We start from the raw sequence: 25,350 nt of genomic DNA on the forward strand, positions 1-25,350 counted from the left end.
GACCTACCGCAGCCGCGCGGCGGCCGAGCGCACGAGCTCGGCGACGGCGTCGAGGGCGGCGGACTGCAGCCGCCACTGCTGCCAGTAGAGGGTGACGTCGACCGACCGGGACGGGTCGAGGTCGACGAACCGGTCGCCGGCTGCGTCGGGCAGGCCGGTCTGCTCGTCGGGCAGCATGCCCCAGCCGAGCCCGAGCCGGACGCCCTCGGCGAAGGCGTGCGAACCGGGCACGTGGTGGCGCGGCGGGTCGAGCCGGCGCCGGGTGCGGCGGCGCAGGTACCGGTCCTGCAGCAGGTCGCTGCGGTCGTAGACGACGACCGGGGCGGACGCGAGCGCCTCGACGGTCGGGCCGTCCGGGAACCACCGCCGCGCGAACTCCGGGGAGGCGCACACGCGGTAGCGCATGCGGCCGAGGCGGTGCACCGAACATCCGGAGACGGGCTGCGACAGCGTGGTGATGGCAGCCATGACGGTGCCCTGGCGCAGCTGGTCGGCGGTGCGGGTCTGGTCGTCGCGCCGCAGGTCGAGCGCGATGCCGGGGCCGGCGCCGGCGAGCGCGGGCAGCAGCCAGGTGTCCAGGCTGTCGGCGTTCACGGCCAACGGGACGACGGTGACTCTCGCGTCCGCGCCGATCTCGCGCAGCGTGTCGGCGGTCAGCGACTGCAGCTGCCGGGCCAGTCGCAGCAGTGCCTCACCCGAGGGCGTCGGTGACACCGGTTTGCTGCGCCGCACCAGCACCCGTCCGACCTGGGTCTCGAGCGCCTTGATGCGCTGGCTGACGGCCGACGGGGTGACGTGCAGCCGGTGGGCGGCGGCGTCGAAGGTGCCCTCGGCCACGACGGCGGCGAGCGCCGCGAGCTGGTCCGGGTCGGGCCGCATCCGGTGACATTAGCACGACTGATGACCCTGAAGAATCATGAGCTTGGCTGATGCCGTCGGGGACGGCACCGTGAAGGGGTGTTCGCAGCTCTCGCCGCCGGTCTGCTGTTCGGCCTCTCGCTGATCGTCGCCGTCGGCCCGCAGAACACCTTCGTCATCCGGCAGGGCCTGCGCCGTGAGCACGTCGCGCTCGTCGTCGCGGTGTGCTCGGCGTCCGACATCGCGCTCATGGCGGGCGGTGTCGGCGGGGCCGGCGCGCTGCTGCGGGACCGGCAGTGGCTGGTCGTCGGCGTCGGCATCGTCGGCATCGCGTTCCTGCTCGGCTACGGCGCGCTCGCCGCGCGGCGGGCGTGGCGACCGAAACCCGGCGGCGAAGCGGCCACCGGCGGCGCCACCGGGTCGGCCCGTACCGCCCTCGCCGCGTGCCTCGCCTTCACCTGGCTCAACCCCGGTGTGTACGTCGACACCGTGTTCCTCGTCGGGCCGCTGTCGAACTCGCACGGCGACGCGCGGTGGTGGTTCGGCGCCGGGGCCATGGCCGCCAGCATCGCCTGGTTCGTCGCCATCGGGTTCGGCGCGACCCTGGTCGCGCCGCTGTTCGACCGCCCGTCGGCCTGGCGGATGCTCGACGCGTCGGTCGCCGTCGTGATGCTGGTGACGGCGGTGCGTCTCGCGGTGACGCTCTAACGCTTGGTCAGCACGAACTGCTGGACGTCGAGGTACCCGGTGCGGAAGCCCGCCTCGCTGTAGGCGAGGTACAGCGACCACATGCGGCGGAACGTCTCGTCGAAGCCGATCGCGTCGATCTCGTCCGCCTTCTGCTCGAAAGTCGCGCGCCAGCGGTGCAGCGTCTCGGCGTAGTGCCGTCCGAAGCTGAACCGCTCCGACACGCGCAGGTCGGTGTGTGCGGCGAGGGTGCGCTCGATCGCCTCGACGGACGCCAGCTGCCCGCCGGGGAAGATGTACTTGCGAATCCAGGTGTAGGTGTCCTTCGTGGCGAGCACGGTGTAGTCGTCCTGCAGGATCGCCTGCAGCCCGACCCGTCCGCCCGGCGTGAGCACGCGGTCGATCGTCTCGAAGTACGTGTTCCAGTGGTTCGCGCCGACGGCCTCGATCATCTCGACGCTGACGACGGCGTCGTAGCGGCCCTGCACCTCGCGGTAGTCCTGCAGCAGCACGTGCACGCGGTCGGTCATGCCCGCCGCGTCGATGCGCTGCCGCGCGAGCTCGGCCTGCTCGGTCGAGATCGTCAGCGTGGTGACGTCGGCGCCGCGGCGGGCGGCGCGCAACGCCAGCTCGCCCCAGCCGGTGCCGATCTCGAGCACACGGGTGTTCTCGCCGACGCCGGCGCGGTCGAGCAGCCGGTCGATCTTGCGGTGCTGCGCCTCGGTGAGCGACTCGGGGTTGCCGACCGGCTCGCCGTCGAAGATGGCGGACGAGTAGGTGAGCGACTCGTCGAGGAAGGCGGTGAACAGCTCGTTCGAGAGGTCGTAGTGCTGGTGGATGTTCGCCCGCGCGCCCTCGATCGTGTTGTCGTGGCGCGACGGCTGCACGCTCAGCACGGCGTTGCGCAGCTTGTGCAACACCGGCGGAACCATGTCCTTCATGTTGGCCGCGAAGGCCGACAGCACACCGGTCAGGTCGTCGGTGGTCCAGTCACCGGCCATGTACGCCTCGCCGAACCCGATGGTGCCGGTGTCGCCGACGCGCTCGAAGAACGCGGTGGGGTCGACCAGCTGCATCACCGGGTCGTCGCCGGTGCCACCACCGCTCCAGCGGTCACCCGGTTCGAGCACGCGCAGGGGCAGCTTCTGCACCGCGTGGCGGAACAGCCGGCGGGCGATCGCGGCGCGCACCGGACGGTGCGGCACGGCGGCGATGTCGGGCCATCGCCGGGCGTCGACCGGGCGCTCGGCGCGTTCGGCGCCGTCCGTCTTCGCCGAATCCTGCGTGGCCGTCATGCGCGCTCCTCCTGATCAGTGCTGCCGGTGCTCACACTACGACGGGAGATCGACCGTCCAGTGCCTGCTGCACGGTGTTCGCGATGTCGCCGCGGACGGTTCCCTCGGGCGACACGGCACACAGCGCGCCGAGGGTGAAACCGGCCGCCAGCTCGTGCCACAGCCGGGCCCGCCGCAGCATCGGGTGGCCCTCGTTCGCGACGGACACGAACGCCACCGACGCGGCGACGCCCTCGAGCTGGTGGGCGAGCCGTTCGCTCGCCGGGGCGGACGTCATGCGGTCGCGGTCGCCGTGCACGAGCAGCACGCGCCGTCCGGCCAGCTGACGGGACGGGTCGCCGGGCTCGATCCACGGCGCGAGTCCCACGACGCTGCGGACGGCCTCGTGACCGCCGGCGAACAGCGCGGTGCGGCCGCCCATCGAGTGGCCCACCAGCCCGACCGGCAGGCCGGGGAACCGCTCGGCGAGCCGGTCGAGGGCCCATTCGGCGTCGGGGACGGGGGAGCGTTGCGCGCCGTTCCATCCCCGCACCTGGAAGCGCAGCCGCGCGACCACGAGCCCGTGGCGGCGTCCGGCGCGCGTCAGCGCGGTGGCGAACGGGCGCATGCGCAGCACCGCGAGTTGCCGCGCCGTCGTCGCGGCGGTGCTCTGCGAGCGCCCGCCGTGGAGCACCAGCGCGACCGCCCGGGGATCGTCGGGGATGTGGTCGACGGACAGGACGGGGTCGGTCACTGGCACTCGGCTCCCTCGCGCGGCAGCGTGGCGCGCTCGAGGTAGGCGTCCACGTATCGGTCGATGCAGGCGCTGCCCTGCAGGAACGAGGTGTGGCCCTCGCCGTCCCAGGTCAACAACCGGGCCTTTCCCATCGTGCGGGTCAGTTGCACCGCACCGGCATAAGGAGTGGCGGGGTCGTTGCGGTTGCCGACGACGAGCACCGTCGTCGCGGCGGCGCGGGCGGTGGGCAGGGCGGGCACGGTGCGGTCGGGCTGCCACTGCTGACAGGAGAACAGGCCGGCGGCCGCCCAGCGTCCGAACAGCGGGTACCGGGCGACCCACTGGCGGGCCGTCGCGCGGATGGTCGCGTCGCTCGGGCCGCGCCGCTGGTCGTTGCAGCCGATCGTCGTGTTCGCGTCGGAGATGTTGGTGTACTTGCCGGCGTAGCGCTGGTTGTAGCGGTCGGCGAGCGCGAGCAGACCCTCGGCGCGCCCCTGGCGCGCCGCCGTCAGCGCCTCGGCCAGCTGCGGCCACAGCGACTGCGAGTACAGCGCCGACAGCACCCCGGTGAACAGCAGCGAGCTGGTGAGCTCGCGCGGGTCGGCGGTGGTGCCGGACGGGATCGGGGTGCGCGCGGCGAGACCCTCGACCAGCAGGCGCGCGTCGCCGAGGCCGCGGCAGGCCGGGGCGCTGCACTGCGACTCGAACTGGTCGAAGGTGTTCTCGAAGCCCTGGATCTGGTTGGCGAAGGACGCGATGTCGCCGGTGACGGGGTTGACGGCGCCGTCGAGCACGAAGGCGCCGACCCGGGACGGGAACAGGTGCGCGTACTGCGCGCCGAGCTCGGTGCCGTAGGAGAAGCCGAGATAGGTCAGCCGCCGGTCGCCCAGCGAGGCCCGGATGCGGTCGAGGTCCCGGGCGGTGTTCACGGTGTTGTACTGCGCGATCGCGCTGCCGTACTTGCGGGTGCAGGCGCTTGCCGTCTGCGCGGCCAGGGACTTCGCCTGCCGGAAACCGGCGGTGGTCAGCACGTCGGGCGAGGCCGCGTTCTGAGCATCCTTCTGTGCGTCGGTCAGGCACCGGACGGGGCTGGACAGGTTGACGCCGCGCGGGTCGAACCCGACGACGTCGAGCCGGCGCAGCACGCCGTCGGACAGTTGTGCCGACAGCGACACCGCCAGCTCGACGCCCGACGCACCCGGCCCACCGGGGTTGACCACCAGGCTGCGCGGGTCGGCGGACGTGTTGCGCCGGTCGTGCACGCGGACGAGCTGCAGCGCGATCGTCCGCCCGCGGGGTTTCGAGTAGTCGAGCGGCACGTCGATGCGGGCGCACCCGAACTGCAGCTGCTGCGCGCGGCCGGCGGGGAAGGGCAGCGCGTCGAGCCGGAAGGCGGAGCGGCAGTCGGTGAAACGCGCCGGCGCCTGCGACGGCGCGGAGCCCGTTCCCGACCCCGCGGACCCGCTCGGCGGCGCCACCGCGGACGGGACGGACGACGGATCGGCCGATCGTGAGGTCGACCCGCTGCCGTCGGTGGTGGTGCAGGCCGCCGCGAGGACGAGCACGGCGATCGTGCCCACGACGGGACGCAGGCGGCGGATCACCCGTCCGACGCTACTGACCGTTCCTGACAGTCGGTTCAGCGGCGCGGCGCGCAGGCGGCCCAGAACTCGCGGCCCAGCGACGACAGCCCCACCGTGCGGCGGACGACGCGGCCGTTGACCCGGGGCTGCCGCTCGATCGCCGACAGCGCCGAGCGCACCTGCTCGGAGTGCTCGATGCGGCGGTAGTCGCCGCCGAAGCGGTCGTCCTCGCGGCCGTACTGCAGCAACCCGTAGCCCTCGAGCCGGGACAGGTAGGTGGCGGTGTCGTCCGGCAGCGACACCTGCGCGGCGGCGCCGATCGGCGACACGTCGGCGAGGACCCGCCGGACGCCGGAGCGGCTGCGCGCCTCGACGTCGACGAGCGGGAACGTCCGTCCGTCGCCGAGAGCGGCGAGGATGCGGGCCTCGTCCGGCACGAGCTGGCTGACGATCGTGCCGAACAGGTACTCCCGGCTCTGGGCGCCGCTGGCCTCGTGGGAACGGGCGAGCAGCTCGGTCATGGCGGTGCGCAACGGGGCCGGGTCGCTCGCGCCCTGCGCGGCCAGCCGCGCGGCCCGCTGTTCCTCGAGGCTCGGGGGTGCCTGCTCGGGTTCGAGCAGCCGCTGCAGCTCGCCGGCCGCGGCGTGCCCCAGTTTGCGGCCCTGCCGCTCGAGCTGCGCGACGGCGGGCACCTGGCGGGCCATGCGCCACCCGGAGCGGCCCAGCAGGCGTCCGACCCGGGCGACGGTGACGATCGCGGCCCCCGCGGTGTTCACGAGGTCGGCGGTCGGGTCGCGGCGGGCCGGGAGGGTCGTGCGGGGCTTCATCGCATTCGGGGCGGGACGGCGGGGCTCCACCGCCGGTGGGACGTCGGGCTCGGTCGCGGCCATGCGTCCCCCTTCACGATGTGCGGTTCGCGACGAGAATAGGCGACGGTCCGCGATCGGCCAGAATGACCCGATGCAGCTGCCCGTGATGCCCCCGGTCGCCCCGATGCTGGCGAAGTCCGTGCCGACGATCCCCGACGGGGCCTCGTACGAGCCGAAGTGGGACGGGTTCCGCTGCGTGCTGTTCCGCGACGGTGACGAGGTCGAGTTCGGCAGCCGCAACGAGCGTCCGATGACCCGGTACTTCCCGGAGCTGGTCGAGGCGGTGAAGAGGGAGCTGCCCGAGAGGTGCGTGCTCGACGGCGAGATCGTCATCGCCACCGACGACGGGCTCGACTTCGAGGCGCTGCAGCAGCGCATCCACCCGGCGGTGTCGCGGGTGACGATGCTGTCGGAGAAGACGCCGGCGTCGTTCGTCGCCTTCGACCTGCTCGCGCTGGGCGACGACGACCTCACCGGTCGTCCGTTCGCCGAGCGCCGCGCCGCGCTGGAGACGGCACTGGCGGACGTCCGCGCGCCCATCCACGTGACGCCCGCGACCACCGACCGCGAGGTCGCCGAGCGCTGGTTCGTCGAGTTGGAGGGTGCCCACCTCGACGGTGTGATCGCCAAACCGCTCGACGGCACCTACCAGCCCGACAAGCGGGTCATGTTCAAGATCAAGCACGTGCGGACGGCCGACTGCGTGCTCGCCGGGTTCCGGTGGCACAAGACGTCCAGCGAGAAGCAGCCGCTGGTCGGGTCGCTGCTGCTGGGCCTCTACGACGACGAGAACGCGCTGCAGCACGTCGGCGTCGTCGGGTCGTTCACCGCCAAGCGACGGGCCGAGCTGGTCGCCGAGCTCGAACCGCTGCTCGTCGGCGAGGGCGACACGCACCCGTGGCAGGAGTGGGCGAGTTCCGAGGCCCATCAGGGCCAACGGCTGCCCGGCAACGTCAGCCGCTGGAACGCCACCAAGGACCTCTCGTTCGTGCCGCTGCGTCCGGAACGGGTGCTCGAGGTGAAGTACGAGCACATGGAGGGCACCCGGTTCCGGCACCTGGCGCACTTCGTGCGGTGGCGCGACGACCGCACGCCCGGGTCGTGCACCTACGAGCAGCTGGAGCAGCCGCTCACCTACGCCCTCGACGACATCGTCCCGGGCCTGGGTTCGCGCTGACCCGAGTGCAGGATCACCTCGCTGCCGACAGGCGTGAAGCCGAGGGCGAGAAAGGCCCGCAGCGAGCGGGTGTTTCCGGGGGCGACGGCGGCGAAGACCGGATCGCCCTCGGGAACCAGCTTCAGCGCCTCGACGATCAGTGACCGTCCGACACCGGCGGGCGCGGCGGACGGGTCGGCCAGCTCGACCGACAGTTCCGTCCGTCCCGCGAGGCCCTGCGCGACCGTGACCAGGCCGCGCGGGTCGGCGTGCACGCGGACGTCCGTGCGGATCGCTCGGGCATGGCGGACGCGGGGGTGGTCGTCCAGATCGTGCACGCGGGGCAGCGCGCCGCCGCCGAGGCCGCGTGACACGAGCGTGCCGTCGAGCACCCCGACGATCGGGTTCTCCAACCCACCGGCGAGCCGCAGCAGCACGTCCGGGCGGTGGACGCTGCCGTACCCGTCGACGGGCGGGTCGTCGAACGGTTCGATGTCGGCGCAGATCACGGCGTGGGCGGTGAACGCGACGGCGGCCGCGAGTCCGGGCGCGGGCGCCGGCAGCCAGGTGACGCCGCCGTCCTCGGCCGGGAACCGGCCGTCCGCCGCGGCGAGCAGCAGCGGCAGCAGGGCGTGGGTCACCGCTCGGGCGCGGGGTCCACGGAACGGTAGCGGCAGAACAGCGCGCCGTCCTCCTCCAGCAGTCCGGCGAGCGTCAGCGCGCGGGTGCCGCCCCACTCGCTGCCGCCGACGATGCGGCCGGGGCCGGGGCCGGCCAGCACCGGGGACACGGTGAGGCACAGCTCGTCCATCACGTTCGTCTCGGCGAACTCGCCGAACACCGACGGCCCGCCCTCGCACAGGATGCGGGTGAGGCCACGCTCCTCGAGGGCCGCGCGCACGAGCCGCGGCTCGACGGTCTCGTCGCCGCAGTCGACGACGTCGGCCACCTGCTTGAGCACCCGGCGCTGCTCGGCGTCGGCGGTGGCGCAGGTGAGCACGAGGGTGCGGGCGTCGGGCAACGCCTCGGTGAAGAGGTCGCTGTCGGTGTCGAGGTGCAGCGAGCGGCTCAGCACGGCCACCGGGGCGGTCTCGCGCAGGCCGTGGTCCCGACGCACGCCGGCGCGCCGGTCGCCGAAGCGGACCGGCCCGTACCCCTCGGCGCGCGCCGTGCCCGACCCGACGAGCACGACGTCGGCGAGGTCGCGCAACGCGGCGAACACGCGGTTGTCACCCGGTGTCTGCAGGCCGCGCGACAGCCCGTCCGCCGCCGACGCCCCGTCGACGGAGGCGACGAAGTTGACGCGCAGGCCGGCGCGGTCGAGCCAGCCCGCCGCGTAGTAGGCGTGGACGTCGACGTCGTCGACCGGGCCGGGCAACAGGGCACGCACATCCCCATCCCACCACGCGTCCGGCCGTAGGGTGGGGCGGTGTCCGAGCCCGCGCAGCACGACGAGCCCGAGCACACGTACGAGGAGGTCGTCGACGTTCCGCCCGGACGTCCGCTCCACCGCGACTCGCCGTTCTTCCGCGGGTTCTTCCTGACGCTCGGCGCCCTCGCGGCGCTGCTGGTGGCCGTCGCCGTGCAGGCGGCCGCCGCGATGCTCGTGCTCGTGCTCATCGCGGCCTTTCTCGCGATCGCGCTCGAACCGGTCGTCGGCTTCGTCGGACGTCGAGGGGTGCCGCGACAGTGGGCGGTCCTCGTCATCGGCATCGGCAGCGTCGCCGTCCTCGGCACCGTGGTCTACGTGCTCGGCACGACGTTGCAGGAGCAGATCTCGTCCCTGGTCGACAACACGCCCGACCTGGTGAAGCGGCTGCGCGAGAACGCGACCGTCCGGTCCCTCGACGACCGATTCAAGATCCTCTCGACGATCGAGGACGAGGCCAGCAACCCCTCGACGGTCCGCAGCGCCCTCGGCGGGGCCTTCGGCTTCGGGCTCGGGCTCGTCAACGTCGCCGTCAACGCCGTCGTCGTGTACGTGCTGATGCTTTACTTCCTCGCCGCGCGTCCGCAGATCACCCGGGCGCTCTACTCGGTGGTGCCGGGCAGCCGCCGCGAGCGGGTCGCCGCGCTCGGCGACGAGATCCTGCACCGGGTCGGCCGCTACGCGATCGGAGCGTTCGTCGTCGCGCTCGTCGCCGGCACGGTGACGGCCATCTTCTGTCTCAGCGTCGGGCTGGGGGAGTACGCCGCGGCGCTGCCATCCTCGTGGCACTGCTCGACCTGGTGCCCCTGGTGGGCGCCATCCTCGGTGCGGCGACGGTGTGCCTGGTGGCGCTGGCCGACTCGACCAGCACGTTCGTCATCGCGGTGATCTTCTACCTGGTCTACGAGCTGCTCGAGGGCTACGTGATCTACCCGCGGGTGATGCGCTCGTCGGTCGACGTGCCCGAGTACGTCACCATCATCGCCGTGCTCGTCGGCGGCGCGGTGGCCGGCATCGTCGGTGCCCTGCTCGCCCTGCCGATCGCGGCCGCGGCGCTGCTGCTTGTGAGAGAGGTCTGGGTGCGGCGGCAGGACGAGGTCTGATGGGTACCCCCTCACCATGGCCCGGAAGAAGAAGTCGCTGCTGTCCCGCGTTCCCATCCCCAAGGGGGTCGAGCAGAAGCTCGACGCCGCGCTCGACCGGGCGCTGGAGATCCAGCAGCCCATGGTGCAGAAGTACCTCGCGCGCGTCCGGGACAAGAACCCGCGGATGAGCCCCGCCGAGACGATCGAACTGCTGGAGAAGCGCTACAAGCAGACCGTCATCGGCATCGGCGGCGCGTCCGGGGCGAGCGCCGCGGTCCCCGGCATCGGCACGGCGGCGAGCCTCGCCACCGGCGCGGCCGAGATCGGCGGCTTCATCTCGGCGACCGCGATGTACGTGCTGGCGCTCGCCGAGCTGCACTCCATCCCCATCGCGGATCCCGAGACCCGGCGGGCGCTCGTCGTGGCCGTTCTCGTCGGTGAGGGGGCGGGCGACGTCATCAAGGGCACCGCCTCCGAATCAGGGCACTGGGCGCAGATGATCGGCCGCGCCTCCGAGAAGAAGGAGGGCGGCAAGCTCGGCTCGATCAACAACCGGCTGTTCCGCATGCTGCTGACCCGCCTCGGCGCGCGGCAGGGAGCCCTCGCCCTCGGGCGTGCCCTGCCGCTCGGAATCGGGGCCGGCGTCGGAGCCGTCGGCAACGCCGCCCTGGCCAAGGGCGTCATCGCGTCCGCCCGCAAGGGCTTCGGTCCGCCGCCGGCGGTCCTGCCGACGCGCATCGTGGACGTCGGCAAGACCGCCTGACCGTCCGCCGTCCGACACCGCGGTGATCAAGAAGAGGAAACGCACGTCACGACGGTTGTCCGGGCGAGCACGTCCTCTTCTTGATCACCGGCAGGGGTGGCGCGGCAGGGGTGGCGCGGCAGGGGTGGCGCGGCAGGGGTGGCGCGGCAGGGGTGGCGCGGCAGGGGTGGCGCGGCAGGGGTGCCGCGGCAGTGGTCAGCGGCGGACGATCGCGGCCGTCTCGGGTCCCAGCACGAGACGGTCGCCGTCCGCCCGCGCCGTGCCGGTGGCGAGGACCACCTCGCCTCCGGTGGGCAGGGCCTGCTCGGCGCCGGACAGGTTGACGGCCACGTCGAAGCCGCCGCGGTGGACGACGACCCACTGGTCGTCCTCGCTGTAGTCGAGCCGGACCTGCCGCAGGTCGCCGTCACGCAGGTCGGGCTCGGCGGCGCGCAGCGCGATCAGCGAGCGGTAGAGGTCGAGGACGGCGGCGTGCTCGTCATCGTCCGCCTCCTCCCAGTTCAGGATCGCCTCGCGGTAGGCGGCGGGATCCTGCGGGTCGATCATCTGCGAGACGTCCCAGCCGTGGTCGGCGAACTCGGCGATGCGTCCCTCGCCGGTGAGCCGGCCCAACTCCTCCTCGGGGTGCGAGGTGAAGAACGGCCAGCGGGTCGAGGCGGCCCACTCCTCACCCATCCACAGCATCGGCGTGAACGGCGAGGTGAGCAGCAGCACCGCGCCGATGCGGACGCGTCCGGGGGAGGCGAGTTCGGGCAACCGGTCACCGACGGCGCGGTTGCCGACCTGGTCGTGGTTCTGCAGGCAGACGACGAACTGCCAGCCGCGGTCACGGTCGGCGTCGATGGGCCGCCCGTGCTCGCGCTTGCGGAACGTCGAGTACGTGCCGTCGTGCAGGAAGGCCTTGGTGAACACCTTCTCCAGCACGGCGAGCGAGCCGAAGTCGCAGTAGTACCCCTGCGTCTCGCCGGTGAGCAGCGAGTGCAGCGCATGGTGCACGTCGTCGTCCCACTGCGCGTCGATGCCGCGACCGTCCTGGTCGCGAGGAGCGATCATCATGTCGTCGTTGAGGTCGGACTCCGCGATGAGCGTGAGCGGCCGGCCGAGCTCGGCCTCGAGCGCGTCGACCTCCTGCGACAGCTGCGCGAGGATGTGCTGCGGCGAATCGTCGACGAGGGCGTGGACGGCGTCGAGTCGCAGCGCGTCGACGTGGAAGTCGCGCAGCCACATCAGCGCGTTGTCCAGGATGAACCGGCGGACGGCCGGCTCCTCGACGTTGACGAGGTCACCCCACGTGTTGCGCCCCGTCTTGAGGTAGGGGCCGAACTTGGGCAGGTAGTTGCCGGACGGTCCGAGGTGGTTGTAGACGACGTCCAGCACGACCGCGAGACCTCGGGCGTGGGCGGCGTCGACGAAACGCTTGAACCCGTCCGGGCCGCCGATCGGCTCGTGGACGGCGTACCAGTCGACGCCGTCGTACCCCCAGTTCCACACACCGTTGACCGCGTTGATCGGCAGTACCTCGACGTGGGTGATGCCCAGCCGGACGAGGTGGTCGAGCTTCTCGATCGCGCTGTCGAACGTGGCGCCGGGGGTGAACGTGCCGATGTGCAGCTCGTACACGACGGCGGCGGTCAGGTCGCGCCCGCGCCACCCGGAGTCGTTCCATGCGTGGGCGTCCTGGTCGTAGACGCGGCTGAGGCCGTGCACCCCGTCCGGTTGCCACCTCGTGGCCGGGTCGGGCAGTGGGGTGTCCTCGTCGTCGACGAGCAGGCCGTAGTCGGTGCCGGCGGGCAGGACGGGACCCTCCCACCAGCCGTCCCCGGCGGCGGTCAGGTCGGTGTCGGAACCGTCGGTGCGGACGCGGAGGCGGGTGGCGAGCGGGGCCCAGACGCGCAGTGGGCTCGTGGTGGTCACACCGCCACCCTGCCCGGGGGTGTCGCGGCGCTTAACACCGGGAAGGATCGACGCGTGAGTGTCCTGACCCTGAGCGCCAAGGGCGGTCTGCCGCCGGACGAGGTGTGGCAGCGCTACGCGCAGCTGTCCCGGTGGACGAACTGGTCGCCGCAGCTGACCCGTGTCGACGCCACCGACGACGAACTCGCGTTCGGTGTCAGCGGACGGGTCTTCGGCCCGCTCGGCGTCCACGCCGATTTCGTCGTCGAGTCGTACGACGAGGCCAACCGGCAGTGGAGCTGGGCGGTGCGCCGGTGGCCGCTCACCGTTCGGCTCGACCATGCGGTGACGAAACGAGGAGGCGGTTCCATGACCACCCTGCGGCTCGACGGCCCCCTACCGGTGATCGTGGGCTACGCGCCGGTGGCGCAGCTGGCGTTGCACCGGCTCGTGACCAAGGAGGACGCGTGACCGGGCGCGGCATGCGCGAGGCGCTGCGGGTGCCGTCCGGCGAGGTGGTGCTGGCCGGGTTCGACACGTCCGCCCGTCCGCTCGCCCCGACGGAGAAGAACCGCGACCTCGCCAACGACACCGCGGCCATGAAGGAGCTGCAGCAGAAGCTGTGGGCGGAGTCGACCGCCGGGGGCACGCGCAGCGTGTTGCTGGTCATGCAGGGCATCGACACCGCGGGCAAGGGCGGTGTCACCAAGCACGTCGTCGGCACCTTCGGCCCGATCGGTGTCGAGTACACCGGGTTCAAGAAACCGACGGAGGAGGAGCTCGAGCACGACTTCCTCTGGCGCATCCGCAAGCGGCTGCCCCGTCCGGGCGTGCTGGGCGTCTTCGACCGGTCGCACTACGAGGACGTCCTCGTCGTCAAGGTCCACGAACTCGTCGACCGCGACACGATCGAGCAGCGCTACGAGTTGATCAACGAGTTCGAGAAGGAGCTCGTCGACAACGGCACCACCGTGCTCAAGGTGTTCCTCGACATCAGCTTCGACACCCAGCGCGAGCGGCTGCTGGCGCGGCTCGACCGTCCCGAGAAGCACTGGAAGTTCAACGAGGCCGACCTCGACGAGCGCGCCCGGTGGAGCGACTACGAGGTCGCGTTCGAGGCCATGCTGCAGCGCACGAACACCGACCACGCGCCGTGGTACCTCGTGCCTGCCGACCACAAGAAGTACCGCAACTGGGCGGTGGGCGAGCTGCTGCACGAGACGCTCGCGGACCTCGACCCGCAGTGGCCGCGGCCGTCGCTCGACGTGTCCGCGCTGAAGGCGCGGCTCGCGCCGCCGCACTGATGGCCCTGCGGCACGACGTGACCGCGCTGCTGACCCGGCTGTCGCGCCCGCGCTACGGGCGTGAGGTGCTGTTCGAGGGCGCCGACCTGCCGTCGCCCGTGCGCGACAGCGTCCGCACGAGGCATGGCCGGGTGCGGTGCCTGCGCTACCCGGGTTCGGCGGACGGGCGGTACGTGCACCTGCACGGCGGCGCGTTCGTCATGCGCTACCCGCAGATGGACGACTTCTGGGCGCGCTTCGTCGTCGCCACCACCGGCGTCGAGGTCGTGCTGCCCGACTACGCGGTGGCGCCGTTTGCCCGCTACCCCGTGGCGCACGACCAGATGCTCGACGTCGCCGCGCACTACGCCCGGGACCGCCCACTGGTGGTCGGTGGGTTTTCCGGCGGTGGCAATCTCGCGGCGTCGGTGGCGTTGCGCTCGCGCGAGGAGGGTGTGCCCCTGCGCGGACAGCTGCTGGGGGTGCCGTCCCTCGATGTCGCCGAGGAGGTCGGCGCCAAGATCGCGACCTCGCCCGGCGGGATGATCGGCCCCGGCGTGCTGACGCTTGCGCGCGAGGCCTATTTCAAGGACAGGTCCCGCCGGGGCGAGCCCACCGCGTCGCCGCTGCTCGCCCCGCGCGTGGACGGACTGCCGCCTGCGCTCGTCGTCACCGCCGAGCGCGACACCCTGCGCCGGGAGGGTGACCGGTACGCGGCGCGACTGCGCGACGCGGGGGTGCCGACACAGCACGTCGTCGTCCCCGGCGTCGATCACTACTTCCTCCACGGGGCGGGGGAGACGCAGGCCCGGGCGCTCATGCGCCGCATGGCCGACTGGATCGGCTCACTCACGGTACGGTCCCGATAGCGACGTCGATCTTGGCTCCTTGGGAGGACCCATGGGAAACCCGGGCTGGGGACCACCCCCGGGCAACGACCCCTACAACCAGCAGCCCGGGCAGGGCGGCTACGGCCAGGGTGGTTACGGCCAGCAACCCGGGTACGGCGGCCAGCCGGGGTACGGCAACGACCCGTACAACCAGCAGCCCGGTTACGGCCAGGGCGGCTACGGCCAGCCGGGTTACGGCCAGCCGGGTTACGGCCAGGGCGGCTACGGCCAGCCCGGGTACGGCGGCCCGGGCGGTTACGGGCCGCCGCCGAAGCAGGGCCCGAACAAGGCCCTGCTCGGTGTCGTCGGCGCCGTCGTGGTCGCGGGGCTGGTCGTGCTCGTCCTGTTCCTCACCGGCGTGTTCGGCGGCGACGACAACGGCGGCGAGTCACCGTCCGCGGTCGTCGGCAAGACGCTGCAGGCCCTCAAGGACAAGGACGTCGACGCGGTCAAGGCGACCCTCTGCAAGGCCGACCTGAAGGAACTCGCCGACGAGAACGACCGCATCGACGACAACGACGCCCCGGACAGCTGGAAGATCGGCGCCACCACGACCGTCGACGACAACAACGCGTCGGTTGCCGTCACCGCGACCCAGAACGGCCGGACGCGGACCGTGTCGGTTCCGACCGTCAAGGAGGACGGGGACTGGAAGACCTGCCTGAGCAACCTCAACAGCCCCGGTGGCAGCGGCCCGTCCGCCAGCGCGCCGGCGCCGTCGGGCAGTTACAGCGCGCCGAGCTACAGCGTCCCCAGCTACAGCCTGCCGAGCTTCAGCATCCCGAGCCTGCCGAGCTTCTCGATCCCGAGCATCCCCAGCTTCAGCTACCCGACGCCGTAGGCGTCAGCGCACCAGCACCGCGACGGGGTACGTGGCCAGCAGTTCGGCCAACTGCCCCGTCGCCGGGCGCCCGGTGAGCAGGTCGCGGGCGTAGTCGCCGACGTCGAGCGTGCTCGTCCGCCAGCCGCCGATGCGCTCGAGCGTGACCGGCAGCCGCGTGGCGACCACCAGCACGCCGCCGCGGTCGTAGGCGACCGCGTGCTCGTGCGACGGTCCGCCGGCGGCGACCGGGGTGTAACCGTCGAACGCCTCCGGGTGGTCGCGGCGCAGCTGCAGCACCGTGCGCACCAGGTGCAGCTTCGCGGCACCGGTGGCGTCGATTCCGGGCGGGCCCTCGTGCGTCAGCAGCGCGCGGCGGGCCTCGAAGTCGACCGCCCGGCGATTGTCGGGGTCGACGAGGCTGTCCTCCCACAGCTCGGTGCCCTGGTAGACGTCGGGCACGCCGGGCATCGTCAGCTGCACCAGCTTCTGCGCCAGTGAGTTCGACCAGCCGTAGGGGGTGATGCGCCGGACGAACGCGGCCAGCGGGTCGCGCACCTCCGGGTCGTCGTAGGCCGCGTCGACGGCAGCGTGGACGGTGGCCTCGAACGCCTCGTCCGGGTCGGTCCACGTCGTCGACTGCGATGCCTCCCGCATCGCCTTCTCGGCGTAGGCGTGCATGCGCTCGCGCTCGGCGAGGGTGCCGTCCGTGCTGGCGCCGGCGAACGTCTGCCAGAGCAGGTGCGCGAACGAGGCGTCCGGCACCGGCGCGGCGGACATCAGCCCGCGCAGCAGGTCCGACCACTCCTCGGGGATCTCCGAGAGCACGGCCAGACGGGCGCGGACGTCCTCACCGCGCTTGGTGTCGTGGGTCGACAACGTGGTCATGGCGCGCGGCGCGCGGGCGAGCCGCTCGTGCTGTGCTGCGTGGAACTCGTCGACGGAGAGGCCGAAGCGCGCCGGGTCGCCGCCGACCTCGTTCAGCGCGACGAAGCGCGTGTAGCGGTAGAACGCGGTGTCCTCGGTGCCCTTGGCCATGACCGCACCGGACACCTGCTGGAAGCGGCGCGCCAGCTCGTCGTCGGCGTCGTGCAGGCGCGGCGAGAGGGTGTCCAGGGTGGGTTGGAGATGCGGACGGTCCGTGCGCACCGCGTTCATCGCGGAGTCGAGGTCCTCGACGCCGCCCGGCAGGTAGGAGCGGTAGACCGGGAAGTGCACGGCGAGCTCGGCGAGGGCCTCGCCGGCGTTCGGCACGTCGGGCACGAGCCGTACGAGGCGGTTGATCTCGGCCTGCAGGATCGTCGTGACGACGTGCCGCTTGCCGGCCTCGACGTGCTCGTGACTCGTGCGGTCGTCGCCGGTGAGGTCGCGGTTGAGCACCTCGAACGCGGCCTCGCCCGCCGGGTCGACGAGGATTCCGCCCGCCTCGGCGAGCGCGTCGTACCCGGTCGTGCCGTCGACGGGCCACTCGGCCGGCAGCGTCTCGCCCGGCTCGAGGATCTTCTCGACCAGCAGCCAGGCGTCGTCGCCCGCGAGCTCGCGCAGCCGCCGTGCGTACTTCTCCGGGTCGACGAGACCGTCCGGGTGGTCGACCCGCAGCCCGGCGACGCCGTCCTCCCGCGTCCACCGCGCGATCTGTTCGTGCGTGGCGTCGAGGACGGCGTCGTCCTCGACCCGCAGACCGGCCAGCGTCGTGACCGCGAAGAAGCGGCGATAGTTCTGGTCGGTGTCGGCGCGGCGCCAGTTGACGAGCTCGTAGTACTGGCGGTCGTGCACCTCGGCCGGCGAGCCGCCGAGGGTTCCGGGAGCGACGGGGAAGCGGTGCTCGAAATAGCGCAGTTCCGCGCTATCGCCGTCCCCGACGATCTCGAGTTGTGTCGCCGGGTCGAAGTCGTCGCCGACGACGGGCAGCAGAATACGACCGCTGGCCCACTCGATGTCGAACCAGGACGCGTGCTCGGCGTCCTTGCCGTGCTTCAGGACATCCCACCACGCGGCATTCTGCGCGGCGTCCTCGACGCCGGCGTGGTTCGGGACGATGTCGACGAGCACGGTGAGCCCGCGCGAGCGGGCGGCGGCGAGCAGGTGCGTCCACCCGTCGACGCCGCCGCGCTGGGGGTCGACGGTGTCCCAGCCGACGACGTCGTAACCGTGGTCCGAGCCCTTGGTCGACGGCAGGATCGGCGACACGTAGACGGTGGACACCCCGAGGTCGGCGAGGTAGTCGCAGACGTCGGCCGCGGCGTGCAGGTCGAACGACGACCGGATCTGCAACCGGTAGGTGCTCGCCGGTGTCATGCGGTGGCTGCCTGCTGCAGCACGACGATCGAGCGCGGCGCCATCGTCAGGGTCGCGCCGGCGTCCTCGACCCGCTCCTCGTCGTGCTCGACGCGCGTGGTGTCGAGCACGACCTGCCACGCCGAGCCGTACTCGTCGGCCGGCACCACGAAGTCGACCGGCTCCCAGTGGCTGTTGAACACGAGCAGGAACGAGTCGTCGACCAGCCGCTCGCCGCGCGGGTCGCGCTCGGCGATGCCGTTGCCGTTCAGGAAGACGGCGATCGTGCCGACGCCGGCGTCCCAGTCCTCCTCGGCCATCTCGCTGCCGTCCGGGCTGAACCAGCCGATGTCGGGCAGGCCGCCGCGGCGACGGGTCGGACGTCCGTCGAAGAACCGGCGGCGACGGAAGACCGGGTGGTCACGGCGCAGCTCGCTCACCCGGCGGGTGAAGGCGAGCAGGTCGACGTCCATGGCCGACCAGTCGATCCAGGTGATCTCGTTGTCCTGGCAGTAACCGTTGTTGTTGCCGCCCTGCGTGCGGCCGAGCTCGTCGCCGTGACAGAGCATCGGCACGCCCTGGCTCAGGAACATCGTGGTGATGAAGTTGCGCTGCTGGCGGGCCCGGAGGTCGAGCACCTCCTGGTCGTCGGTGTCGCCCTCGACGCCGCAGTTCCAGGACCGGTTGTGGCTCTCGCCGTCGTTGTTGTCGTCCTGGTTGGCCTCGTTGTGCTTGTCGTTGTACGAGACCAGGTCGCGCAACGTGAAGCCGTCGTGGGCGGTGACGAAGTTGATCGACGCGACGGGCCACCGTCCGGATGAGGCGTACAGGTCGGCCGAGCCGGTGATGCGGGCGGCGAACTCGCCGACCGTGCCCTGCTCGCCGCGCCAGAAGTCGCGCACGGTGTCGCGGTACTTGCCGTTCCACTCGGTCCACTGGGGCGGGAAATTGCCCACCTGGTAGCCGCCGGGGCCGACGTCCCACGGTTCGGCGATGAGCTTGACCTGCGAGATCACCGGGTCCTGCTGCACGAGTTCGAAGAAGGCCGACAACCGGTCGACGTCGTAGAACTCACGCGCGAGCGTGGACGCGAGGTCGAAGCGGAAACCGTCGACGTGCATCTCGAGCACCCAGTAGCGCAGCGAATCCATGATCAGCTGCAGCGAGTGCGGGTGGCGGACGTTGAGCGAGTTGCCGGTGCCCGTGTAGTCCATGTAGTACTTCTGGTCGTCCTCGACGAGCCGGTAGTAGGCCGGGTTGTCGATGCCGCGGAAGCTCAGCGTGGGTCCGAGGTGGTTGCCCTCGGCGGTGTGGTTGTAGACGACGTCGAGGATGACCTCGATGCCCGCCTCGTGCAGCGTGCGGACCATCGTCTTGAACTCCTGCACCTGACCGCCGGGCGAGGTGCTGGACGAGTACTTGTGGTCGGGGCAGAAGAACCCGATCGTGTTGTAGCCCCAGTAGTTCGACAGCCCCTTGTCGATGAGGGTCGAGTCGTTCGCGAAGTGGTGTACCGGCATGAGTTCGATCGCCGTGACGCCGAGCTGCGTGAGGTGCTCGATCATCACGGGGTGCGCGATGCCGGCGTACGTGCCGCGCAGCTCCTCGGGCACCTCGGGGTGCGACTGGGTCATGCCCTTGACGTGCGCCTCGTAGATCACGGTGTCGGCGTATGCGCGGCGGGGTGACCGGTCGTTGCCCCAGTCGTAGAACGGGTTGATGACGACGCACTTGGGCAGGTGGGCGGCCGAGTCGTCGTCGTTGATCGAGTCCTCGTCGCCCCAGTGGTAGCCGAACAGCGACTCGTCCCAGTCGATGCTGCCGTCGATCGCCTTGGCGTACGGGTCGAGCAGCAGCTTGTTCGGGTTGCAGCGCAGGCCGTTGGCGGGGTCGTTCGGGCCGTGCACGCGGTAGCCGTAGCGCTGCCCGGGCTCGGCGCCCGGCAGGAAGCCGTGCCAGACGTAGCCGTCGACCTCGTGCAGCTCGACGCGGGTCTCGGTGCCGTCGGCGTCGAACAGGCACAGTTCGACCTTCTCGGCGACCTCGCTGAACAGGGCGAAGTTGGTGCCGGACCCGTCGTAGGTGGCGCCCAGGGGGTAGGCGTGGCCGGGCCAGATCTGCACAGTCGTGCTCCTCGTTGCTGAAATGTCGACGGGGTCGTCGGGGACGTGACCGGCCGGTGCGTCGGTGACGATCGGTGCGGTCATACCCCGGCGCGTACGCCGGTAACGATTTCAGCCCCGGTTGCGACGGGATGCACTGGCCCGTCGGACGGGCGTTCCGCGTCAGCGGCGGCGCAACCGGTCGCGCACCGCGTGCAGGTTCAGGTTGTAGCCCCAACCGAAGCGCTTCGGCGTGAAGATCCGGCCGTCGTCCGGGTCCCACATGCTGCGGCGGGCGTCGCCGCGGCGGGGCCGTTCCCAGTTGTAGGGGAGTCCGAGGAACCGCTTGTCCTGTTTGTCGGCCATGGTCGGGTTGTACGCCCGGCGTGCGTCGGGCGGCCTGAGCGTCGGACGTCAGGCGCGACCGACGGCCAGCAGGTGCGAGCTCGCCGGTACGAGCGCAGGATCCTGCTCGACGAGGCGCGCCGCGCGGGCGGCGGAGTCCAGCAGGTCGGGCAGTCGGGACATCCCCAGTGCGCGCAGGGTCGGCGCCGCGGGGCCCTCGACACCGAGCACCTGGACATCCCCGAGGCCGGCCTCGCGCAGTTCGCCCGCCAGCCCGTCCGGGGTGTGGAAGTAGGCCTCGGTGAAGTCGACGACGCCGGCGCGGAAGCGTCCGGTGGCGAGCAGTTCGCGCAGGAACGGTTCGAGGTCCGACGTGAGGCGGCCGTCGGATCCGAGGTCGAGCAGGGCGGCGTAGCGGCTGATGCCCGCCGCCAGCACCGGGGCGCCCGGCCGGGCCACGCGTCGCGCCTCGCGCAGCGCGACGAGCCGGTCCGCGCGGTCGGGCAGGTGGTACAGCGGGCCGAGCAGCAGCACGGCGTCCTGGCTCCCGTCCGCGTGGGTGAGTCGGCGCGCGTCGCCGCGCTCGGCCGTCACCCCGTCCAGCGCCGCGGCGGCCTCGACATGACGGCGGACGGGGTCGACGAGGTGCACCCGGTGTCCCCGGCCGGCCAGCCATTCGGCGTGGACCCCGGGCCCGCCGCCGACGTCCAGCAGGTCGGACGGCGCCGACGGCAGGTACCGCTCCAGCAGCTCCTGGGTACGGACGCGCTCCAGCACGCCGTGCGCCCGCGAGCGCAACCGTGCGCTCTCGTCGTACTCGGATTCGTAGAACGCCTCGACGACCGGGTCCATGCGTCGAGTATCTGTTGCGGCAGCTCGCGAGTTCTGTCGGTGGTCGTTCCTACGATCGAATACATGAGCAGCAGCAGCCTCGTGGTCGAGCCGGTTGTGCTCGCGCGGGATGCGTTGCTGGACGAGCTGGAGACGCTGCAGGCCGAGCAGTGCGCGCTGGACGCGCGCCGGCTGGTGGTGTTGGCCGAGATCGACCGGTTGGACGAACGCGAGCATCCGGCGATGCGGTGGAACCGTGAGGCGGTGTCGTCGCTGCTGCGGTGCGCGCCGGTGACCGCGGCCGGGCGGTTGGCGCAGGCCCGGACGGTGTGCGACCTGCTGCCCGACACCCTGGCCGCTCTCGAGGCAGGCCGGCTTACCGGCGGTCATGTCGCAGTGTTGTTGGACGTCACGCTGCTGGCCGACGCCGAGACCACCGGTCGGGTGGAGGCGCGGGTGCTGCCGCGCTGTGATCACTTGTCGGTGGCGGAGTTCAAGGCCCACTGCCGCAAGGCGTTGGTGGCGGTCGATCCGGACGGGGCGCAGCGGCGCCATGCGATTGCGCGCCGGGCGCGGCGGGTGCGGTTCGTCGCCGACCCGGACGGGATGGGCTCGTTGTTCGCGCACCTCGGCGCGGACGAGCTGGCCCGGGTGCGGTACGAACTGGACGCGTTGACCGAGGCCGAGGTGGCCGCGGCCGCCGAAGACCCGGGCGACGAGCGCACCCGTGACGAGATCCGCGCTGATGTGCTGGTCGATCTGCTCACCGCCGGCGCCGACCCCCACAACAGTGCCGCCGACGCCCCCGACACACCCGTCGCAGACGCCGACGCGTCCGAGCCGGAACCGGCACCCGAGCCGACCGCTGAGCCGACATCTGGGCCGGAGCGCGGGCGTGCGCGGCATGCAGGTCGGGGGCGGCGGCGTCCGGCGAGGAAGCCGCGCCCGATCCAGGTGATCGTCCCGCTCCGCGCCGCCGAGACCGGCGACCCGGCCGCCGAGCCGGGTGCAGTGGCCGAGATCGACGGCGACCCCGTCCCCGTGTCGGTCGCGATGCGCCTCGCGACCGACCCGACAGCCTGGTGGCGGCCGGTGCTGATCGACCGCCACGGCCGCCTCGAAGCCGTCGGCGCCCGCACCTACAAGCCCGGCGCCATGCTCAAACGGCTCATCGAACTCACCGACCGCACCTGCCGCTTCCCCGGCTGCCGCCGCCGCGCCGAGGCCTGCGACTGCGACCACCTCGACCCCTTCGACCACACCGACCCCGCCCGCGGCGGGCTCACCGAGGCCGGCAACCTGCACTGCCTCTGCCGCCGTCATCACCGCCTCAAACACGAAGCAGGCTGGATCACCGCTCGCCACGACGGCACCACCCACTGGCTCTCACCCGACAGCCGCTACTACGCCAGCCACCCCGAACCCTGGCTCGACCCACTCCCGCCCGACCCGGTCCCCGAGACGGTAGGAGATCCCGACCCACCCCCGTTCTGACCTCGTCATACCTGCGGACGACGCGAGCGCGGGGACGTCATATTTACGATCACCGTGTGACGCAGTGGATCAAGGCCCGCCCCTGGGTGGCCGATCTGGTGCTCGCGCTGCTCGTCGCCGTGCCTGCGGGGGCGTCGACGGTCAGCCTGCTCGCCGACGCCGACACGGGGATCACGGTCGTGCTCGTGGCGACTGCCGTCGCGCTGCACGCGACGGTCGCCATCAGGCGGGTTGCGCCCGTGGCCGCGTTCGTCGTGGCCGCCGTCGCCGAGGCGGTGCTGGTCGCGTCACCGCTGGTACCGGTCGACGCCGCGTCGGGGCGGGTGGAGTACTCGCCGGTGCTGCTGCCCTCGAGCGTCGTGTTCCTTCTCGTGCTGTACGCGGTGGTCGCGTTCGGTCCGCCGCCGGTGGCCCGTCCGGCGTTCGCGGCGGCCCTCGTCGGGGCGCTCGCGGTCACTGTGCGCCTCGGCGCAGGCGCGGACGTCGTCGACGGCGTCGGGCCGGTCGCCGGCGCCGGGCTCGGGGTCGCGGCGGCCGCGGTGGCGGCTTGGACGCTCGGGCTGCTCCGCCGAGTCCAGGGCGAGCAGTCCGAGCAGCTGCGGGCCGAGCGGGAGCGCGCCGCCGTCCGCGCCGAACGCGACCGGATCGCCCGCGACCTGCACGACGTCGTGTCCCACTCGCTCGCGGTCATGGTGCGGCAGGCCGATGCCGGACGGTTCGTCGTCCGCACCGACGCCGACGCGGCGGCCGAGGTCCTTGCCACCGTCGCGGACACCGGCCGGGCCGCGTTGGGCGACATGCGCGCCCTGCTCGGCGTGCTGCGCACGGACGGCCCGGCCGAGCAGGCACCCGCCCCCACCACGGCCGACATCGACGCCCTAGCCGCGGGCGTGCGCGAGGCCGGGCACCCGGTGTCCGTCCGCCACACCGGCACACGCCGTCCGCTGTCCGCCGCCACCGAGCTGGCGGCGTTCCGCACCGTTCAGGAGGCGCTCACCAACGTGGTCAAGCACTCGGGCTCCGGTGCGTCCGTCGAGGTCGTCCTCCAGTGGCAGCCGACGGAACTGACCGTCACCGTCCGCGACGACGGCGGGCACGCCCGCCGCGGACCCGTCGCCCCGGGCGGCCACGGCCTGGACGGCCTGCGCGAACGCGTCCGGCTCGTCGGGGGTGACGTCGAGGCGGCCTTGCTCGGCGACGGCTTCGAGCTCTCGGCGCACCTGCCGGTGGACCGGTGACCATCCGGGTCGTCCTGGTCGACGACCAGGAACTCGTGCGTTCGGGGCTGGCCATGCTCGTGAACAGCCAGCCCGACCTGGAGGTCGTCGGCGAGGCCGCCGACGGCCGGGCCGCGCTCGACCTGCTGGCCGCGACGCGGTGCGACGTCGTGCTCATGGACGTCCGCATGCCCCGGCTCGACGGTATCGAGGCGACCCGGCGGCTGCTCGCCACGCCGGGCTTCGCCGCCCGCATCGTCGTCCTGACGACCTTCGACCTGGACGAGCACGCGTTCGCCGCGCTCCGGGCGGGGGCGAGCGGCTTCCTCGTGAAGGACGCGCCCGCCGAGGACGTCCTGCAGGCCGTGCGCACCGTGCACGCCGGCGACGCCGTGATCTCACCGTCCACCACGCGACGCCTGCTCGACCACGTCGCGCCCACCCTGCCCTCGCCCGGCGGCGACGCCGACCCGCTGGCCGCGCTCACCGAGCGGAAGCGTGAGGTGTTCGTGCTGATCGCGCGGGGCGCGTCCAACGCCGAGGTCCGTGAGCGGCTGTTCCTCGCCGAGCCGACCGTGAAGACCCACGTCGGACGCATCCTGGCCAAGCTCGGGCTGCGCGACCGGGTGCAGCTGGTGATCCTGGCCTACGAGACCGGGGTCGTCCGTCCGGGCGACTGACGCGATACCAGCGGACGACGCGAGGGGCGCCCCGTTCCCGCGACCGTGGACGGCATGAGAACAGACACCGCGGGCGCGCTGTGGGCCGCCGCGTACGTCCCCGTCCACGCCTACTGGGCCCTCGGCGGCGCGACCGCGCCGTTCGGCATCGCCGACCCGCCACCGGAATGGGTTCTCGCCAACGGGGCGGCCTGCGTGCTCATCGCCGGAGCCGGGCTGCTGTCCCTCGCGCTCGGACGGTCGTGGGGGAGGGTCGTGCCCGCCCGACGGGGCATCGGGTTCGCCGGCGGCGCGCTCGCCCTGGCCCATTGGGCGCTGTTCAGCGTGCTGGTGGTGGTCGACGGTCCTGACCTGTTCGGGTGGTGGAACCTGCTGGTGTTCGAACCCTGGTTCGGCGTCATGGGTGCGGTGCTGCTCGTACTGGCGCGACGGGTGGGGCCGCAACGGGCGTCGTCGCGGTCCGGCGCGACCGTCCTGCTCTTGGGCGTGGCGGTCACGGTCGTCGGCGTCATCGCGTTCTCGCCGTGGCTGTTCCTGCTGGCCGGACCCGTCCTGACCGCCGGCGGCGCCGCCGCGTCATACCTGCGGACGACCCGGGACGATGCCGTCGACCGACGTGGCGGACGGTCTCTGCGTGCGGGCGTCGGGGCATGACACACGCCTCCGCCCGCCTCGCCGTCGCGTGGGCGGTCGTCTTCGCCGTCCCGCACCTCGTCTGGGCCGCCGGGTCCGAGGTGGGGCTTCGCACCGCGCTCAGCGCGTCCGTCGTCGACGGTGGCGGAGCGACGCTGCGGCTGGCCAACCTCGGCATCGCGCTGTTCTGCCTCGCCGGCGCGGCGGTCGCCCGGGACACCGCGCACGGACGGCTGCCCCGCCGCCTGTCGCTCGGCCTCCTGTGGTTCGGTGCCGTGCTGCTGGCCGGGCGCGCCGTCGACATCTACGTCGAGTTCGGACGGGCGCTGACCGGGCTCGAGCCGGTACCGGCCGACCGCCGGGCGGAGTACCTGCGCCTGTCCCGGTGGTTCCTGTTCCTGTACCTGCCGTGGTTCGCGGCCGGAGCGGTGGCGTGGACGGCGCT

General features: G+C 72.4%; 25 protein-coding genes and 1 pseudogene. 14 read left to right on the forward strand and 12 right to left on the reverse strand.

Annotation, left to right across the window (positions count from 1 at the left end):
• Nucleotides 1-3 precede the first annotated feature (3 nt).
• The gene (locus ACYVP9_RS05950) at nt 4-879 is read right to left on the reverse strand and encodes a LysR family transcriptional regulator ArgP (RefSeq protein WP_460603783.1); all 876 of its coding nucleotides are present in this window, start codon (nt 877-879) and stop codon (nt 4-6) included.
• A 78-nt stretch (nt 880-957) separates the two neighbouring features.
• On the opposite strand from ACYVP9_RS05950, the gene ACYVP9_RS05955 reads away from it, so the two are divergent.
• Nucleotides 958-1,566 (forward strand): LysE/ArgO family amino acid transporter, encoded by a 609-nt coding sequence (locus tag ACYVP9_RS05955; RefSeq protein WP_460603784.1) that lies wholly within the window; start codon nt 958-960, stop codon nt 1,564-1,566.
• Here ACYVP9_RS05955 and ACYVP9_RS05960 read toward each other — a convergent pair.
• From ACYVP9_RS05960 to ACYVP9_RS05975, 4 genes are read right to left on the reverse strand one after another with little or no spacing between them, the layout of a single operon-like run.
• On the reverse strand, nt 1,563-2,840 hold the full coding sequence (locus tag ACYVP9_RS05960; protein WP_460603785.1) for a class I SAM-dependent methyltransferase: 1,278 nt from the start codon (nt 2,838-2,840) through the stop codon (nt 1,563-1,565). The genes ACYVP9_RS05955 and ACYVP9_RS05960 overlap by 4 nt on opposite strands.
• A 31-nt stretch (nt 2,841-2,871) precedes the next feature.
• On the reverse strand, nt 2,872-3,573 hold the full coding sequence (locus ACYVP9_RS05965) for an alpha/beta hydrolase (RefSeq protein WP_460603786.1): 702 nt from the start codon (nt 3,571-3,573) through the stop codon (nt 2,872-2,874).
• Nucleotides 3,570-5,159 (reverse strand): alpha/beta hydrolase, encoded by a 1,590-nt coding sequence (locus ACYVP9_RS05970; protein ID WP_460603787.1) that lies wholly within the window; start codon nt 5,157-5,159, stop codon nt 3,570-3,572. The genes ACYVP9_RS05965 and ACYVP9_RS05970 overlap by 4 nt, the downstream gene beginning before the upstream one ends.
• 35 nt (nt 5,160-5,194) lie before the next feature.
• Nucleotides 5,195-6,028, reverse strand: coding sequence for an Abi-alpha family protein (locus ACYVP9_RS05975; protein ID WP_460603788.1), 834 nt, complete (start codon nt 6,026-6,028; stop codon nt 5,195-5,197).
• A 70-nt stretch (nt 6,029-6,098) separates the two neighbouring features.
• Here ACYVP9_RS05975 and ACYVP9_RS05980 point away from each other — a divergent pair, with 70 nt between their 5' ends.
• Nucleotides 6,099-7,184, forward strand: a complete 1,086-nt coding sequence (locus tag ACYVP9_RS05980) for an ATP-dependent DNA ligase (RefSeq protein WP_460603789.1) — start codon at nt 6,099-6,101, stop codon at nt 7,182-7,184.
• On the opposite strand, the gene ACYVP9_RS05985 is transcribed toward ACYVP9_RS05980, so the two are convergent.
• Together ACYVP9_RS05985 and ACYVP9_RS05990 are read right to left on the reverse strand one after the other, a co-directional pair.
• A complete protein-coding gene (locus ACYVP9_RS05985; RefSeq protein WP_460603790.1) occupies nt 7,142-7,804 on the reverse strand; it encodes a hypothetical protein in 663 nt (220 codons plus the stop codon). The genes ACYVP9_RS05980 and ACYVP9_RS05985 overlap by 43 nt on opposite strands.
• Complete coding sequence (locus ACYVP9_RS05990; RefSeq protein ID WP_460603791.1) at nt 7,801-8,553, reverse strand: pyrimidine reductase family protein; 753 nt, start codon at nt 8,551-8,553, stop codon at nt 7,801-7,803. The genes ACYVP9_RS05985 and ACYVP9_RS05990 overlap by 4 nt, the downstream gene beginning before the upstream one ends.
• A gap of 39 nt (nt 8,554-8,592) precedes the next feature.
• On the opposite strand from ACYVP9_RS05990, the gene ACYVP9_RS05995 reads away from it, so the two are divergent.
• Genes ACYVP9_RS05995 through ACYVP9_RS06005 form a run of 3 tightly spaced genes read left to right on the forward strand, consistent with a single transcriptional unit; the run spans nt 8,593 to nt 10,440 of the window.
• A complete protein-coding gene (locus ACYVP9_RS05995; RefSeq protein ID WP_460603792.1) occupies nt 8,593-9,480 on the forward strand; it encodes an AI-2E family transporter in 888 nt (295 codons plus the stop codon).
• Entirely contained in the window at nt 9,402-9,695 is a 294-nt protein-coding gene (locus ACYVP9_RS06000; RefSeq protein ID WP_460603793.1) for an AI-2E family transporter, read from the forward strand. The genes ACYVP9_RS05995 and ACYVP9_RS06000 overlap by 79 nt, the downstream gene beginning before the upstream one ends.
• Nucleotides 9,696-9,711: 16 nt before the next feature.
• On the forward strand, nt 9,712-10,440 hold the full coding sequence (locus tag ACYVP9_RS06005; protein WP_460603794.1) for a hypothetical protein: 729 nt from the start codon (nt 9,712-9,714) through the stop codon (nt 10,438-10,440).
• 195 nt (nt 10,441-10,635) lie between these two features.
• Here ACYVP9_RS06005 and treZ read toward each other — a convergent pair whose 3' ends face one another.
• The gene (gene treZ / locus ACYVP9_RS06010; RefSeq protein ID WP_460603795.1) at nt 10,636-12,354 is read right to left on the reverse strand and encodes a malto-oligosyltrehalose trehalohydrolase; all 1,719 of its coding nucleotides are present in this window, start codon (nt 12,352-12,354) and stop codon (nt 10,636-10,638) included.
• A gap of 54 nt (nt 12,355-12,408) precedes the next feature.
• On the opposite strand from treZ, the gene ACYVP9_RS06015 reads away from it, so the two are divergent.
• The 4 genes from ACYVP9_RS06015 to ACYVP9_RS06030 are packed head-to-tail and all read left to right on the forward strand — an operon-like array spanning nt 12,409 to nt 15,347.
• A complete protein-coding gene (locus tag ACYVP9_RS06015; protein ID WP_460603796.1) occupies nt 12,409-12,804 on the forward strand; it encodes an SRPBCC family protein in 396 nt (131 codons plus the stop codon).
• The gene (locus tag ACYVP9_RS06020; RefSeq protein ID WP_460603797.1) at nt 12,801-13,637 is read left to right on the forward strand and encodes a PPK2 family polyphosphate kinase; all 837 of its coding nucleotides are present in this window, start codon (nt 12,801-12,803) and stop codon (nt 13,635-13,637) included. Before ACYVP9_RS06015 ends, ACYVP9_RS06020 begins: the two co-directional genes overlap by 4 nt.
• Entirely contained in the window at nt 13,637-14,485 is an 849-nt protein-coding gene (locus ACYVP9_RS06025; protein WP_460603798.1) for an alpha/beta hydrolase, read from the forward strand. The genes ACYVP9_RS06020 and ACYVP9_RS06025 overlap by 1 nt, the downstream gene beginning before the upstream one ends.
• A 31-nt stretch (nt 14,486-14,516) precedes the next feature.
• Nucleotides 14,517-15,347, forward strand: a complete 831-nt coding sequence (locus ACYVP9_RS06030) for an Rv0361 family membrane protein (protein WP_460603799.1) — start codon at nt 14,517-14,519, stop codon at nt 15,345-15,347.
• 3 nt (nt 15,348-15,350) lie between these two features.
• Here the strand turns inward: ACYVP9_RS06030 and treY are convergent, their stop codons facing one another.
• The 4 genes from treY to ACYVP9_RS06050 all read right to left on the reverse strand — a co-directional run bounded on the left by treY (nt 15,351) and on the right by ACYVP9_RS06050 (nt 20,902).
• Nucleotides 15,351-17,624 (reverse strand): malto-oligosyltrehalose synthase, encoded by a 2,274-nt coding sequence (gene treY, locus ACYVP9_RS06035; protein ID WP_460603800.1) that lies wholly within the window; start codon nt 17,622-17,624, stop codon nt 15,351-15,353.
• On the reverse strand, nt 17,621-19,810 hold the full coding sequence (gene glgX / locus ACYVP9_RS06040) for a glycogen debranching protein GlgX (RefSeq protein ID WP_460603801.1): 2,190 nt from the start codon (nt 19,808-19,810) through the stop codon (nt 17,621-17,623). Before glgX ends, treY begins: the two co-directional genes overlap by 4 nt.
• A 78-nt stretch (nt 19,811-19,888) precedes the next feature.
• The gene (locus ACYVP9_RS06045) at nt 19,889-20,071 is read right to left on the reverse strand and encodes a DUF5808 domain-containing protein (protein WP_460603802.1); all 183 of its coding nucleotides are present in this window, start codon (nt 20,069-20,071) and stop codon (nt 19,889-19,891) included.
• 48 nt (nt 20,072-20,119) lie between these two features.
• Nucleotides 20,120-20,902, reverse strand: coding sequence for a class I SAM-dependent methyltransferase (locus ACYVP9_RS06050; protein WP_460603803.1), 783 nt, complete (start codon nt 20,900-20,902; stop codon nt 20,120-20,122).
• Nucleotides 20,903-20,965: 63 nt separating this feature from the next.
• Between ACYVP9_RS06050 and ACYVP9_RS06055 the strand changes: the two genes are divergently transcribed.
• The 5 genes and pseudogenes from ACYVP9_RS06055 to ACYVP9_RS06075 form a co-directional block, all read left to right on the forward strand.
• Nucleotides 20,966-22,375, forward strand: coding sequence for an HNH endonuclease signature motif containing protein (locus tag ACYVP9_RS06055; protein ID WP_460603804.1), 1,410 nt, complete (start codon nt 20,966-20,968; stop codon nt 22,373-22,375).
• Between the two features lie 56 nt (nt 22,376-22,431).
• Entirely contained in the window at nt 22,432-23,613 is a 1,182-nt protein-coding gene (locus ACYVP9_RS06060; protein WP_460603805.1) for a sensor histidine kinase, read from the forward strand.
• Nucleotides 23,610-24,272, forward strand: coding sequence for a response regulator transcription factor (locus tag ACYVP9_RS06065; protein WP_460603806.1), 663 nt, complete (start codon nt 23,610-23,612; stop codon nt 24,270-24,272). Before ACYVP9_RS06060 ends, ACYVP9_RS06065 begins: the two co-directional genes overlap by 4 nt.
• A 54-nt stretch (nt 24,273-24,326) precedes the next feature.
• Complete coding sequence (locus tag ACYVP9_RS06070; protein WP_460603807.1) at nt 24,327-24,926, forward strand: hypothetical protein; 600 nt, start codon at nt 24,327-24,329, stop codon at nt 24,924-24,926.
• Nucleotides 24,923-25,327: pseudogene (locus ACYVP9_RS06075) on the forward strand (DUF3995 domain-containing protein); the annotation flags it as partial. The gene ACYVP9_RS06070 and the pseudogene ACYVP9_RS06075, both read left to right, overlap by 4 nt.
• Between the last annotated feature and the right edge of the window lie 23 nt (nt 25,328-25,350).

Source organism: Jatrophihabitans fulvus (genome assembly GCF_054781375.1).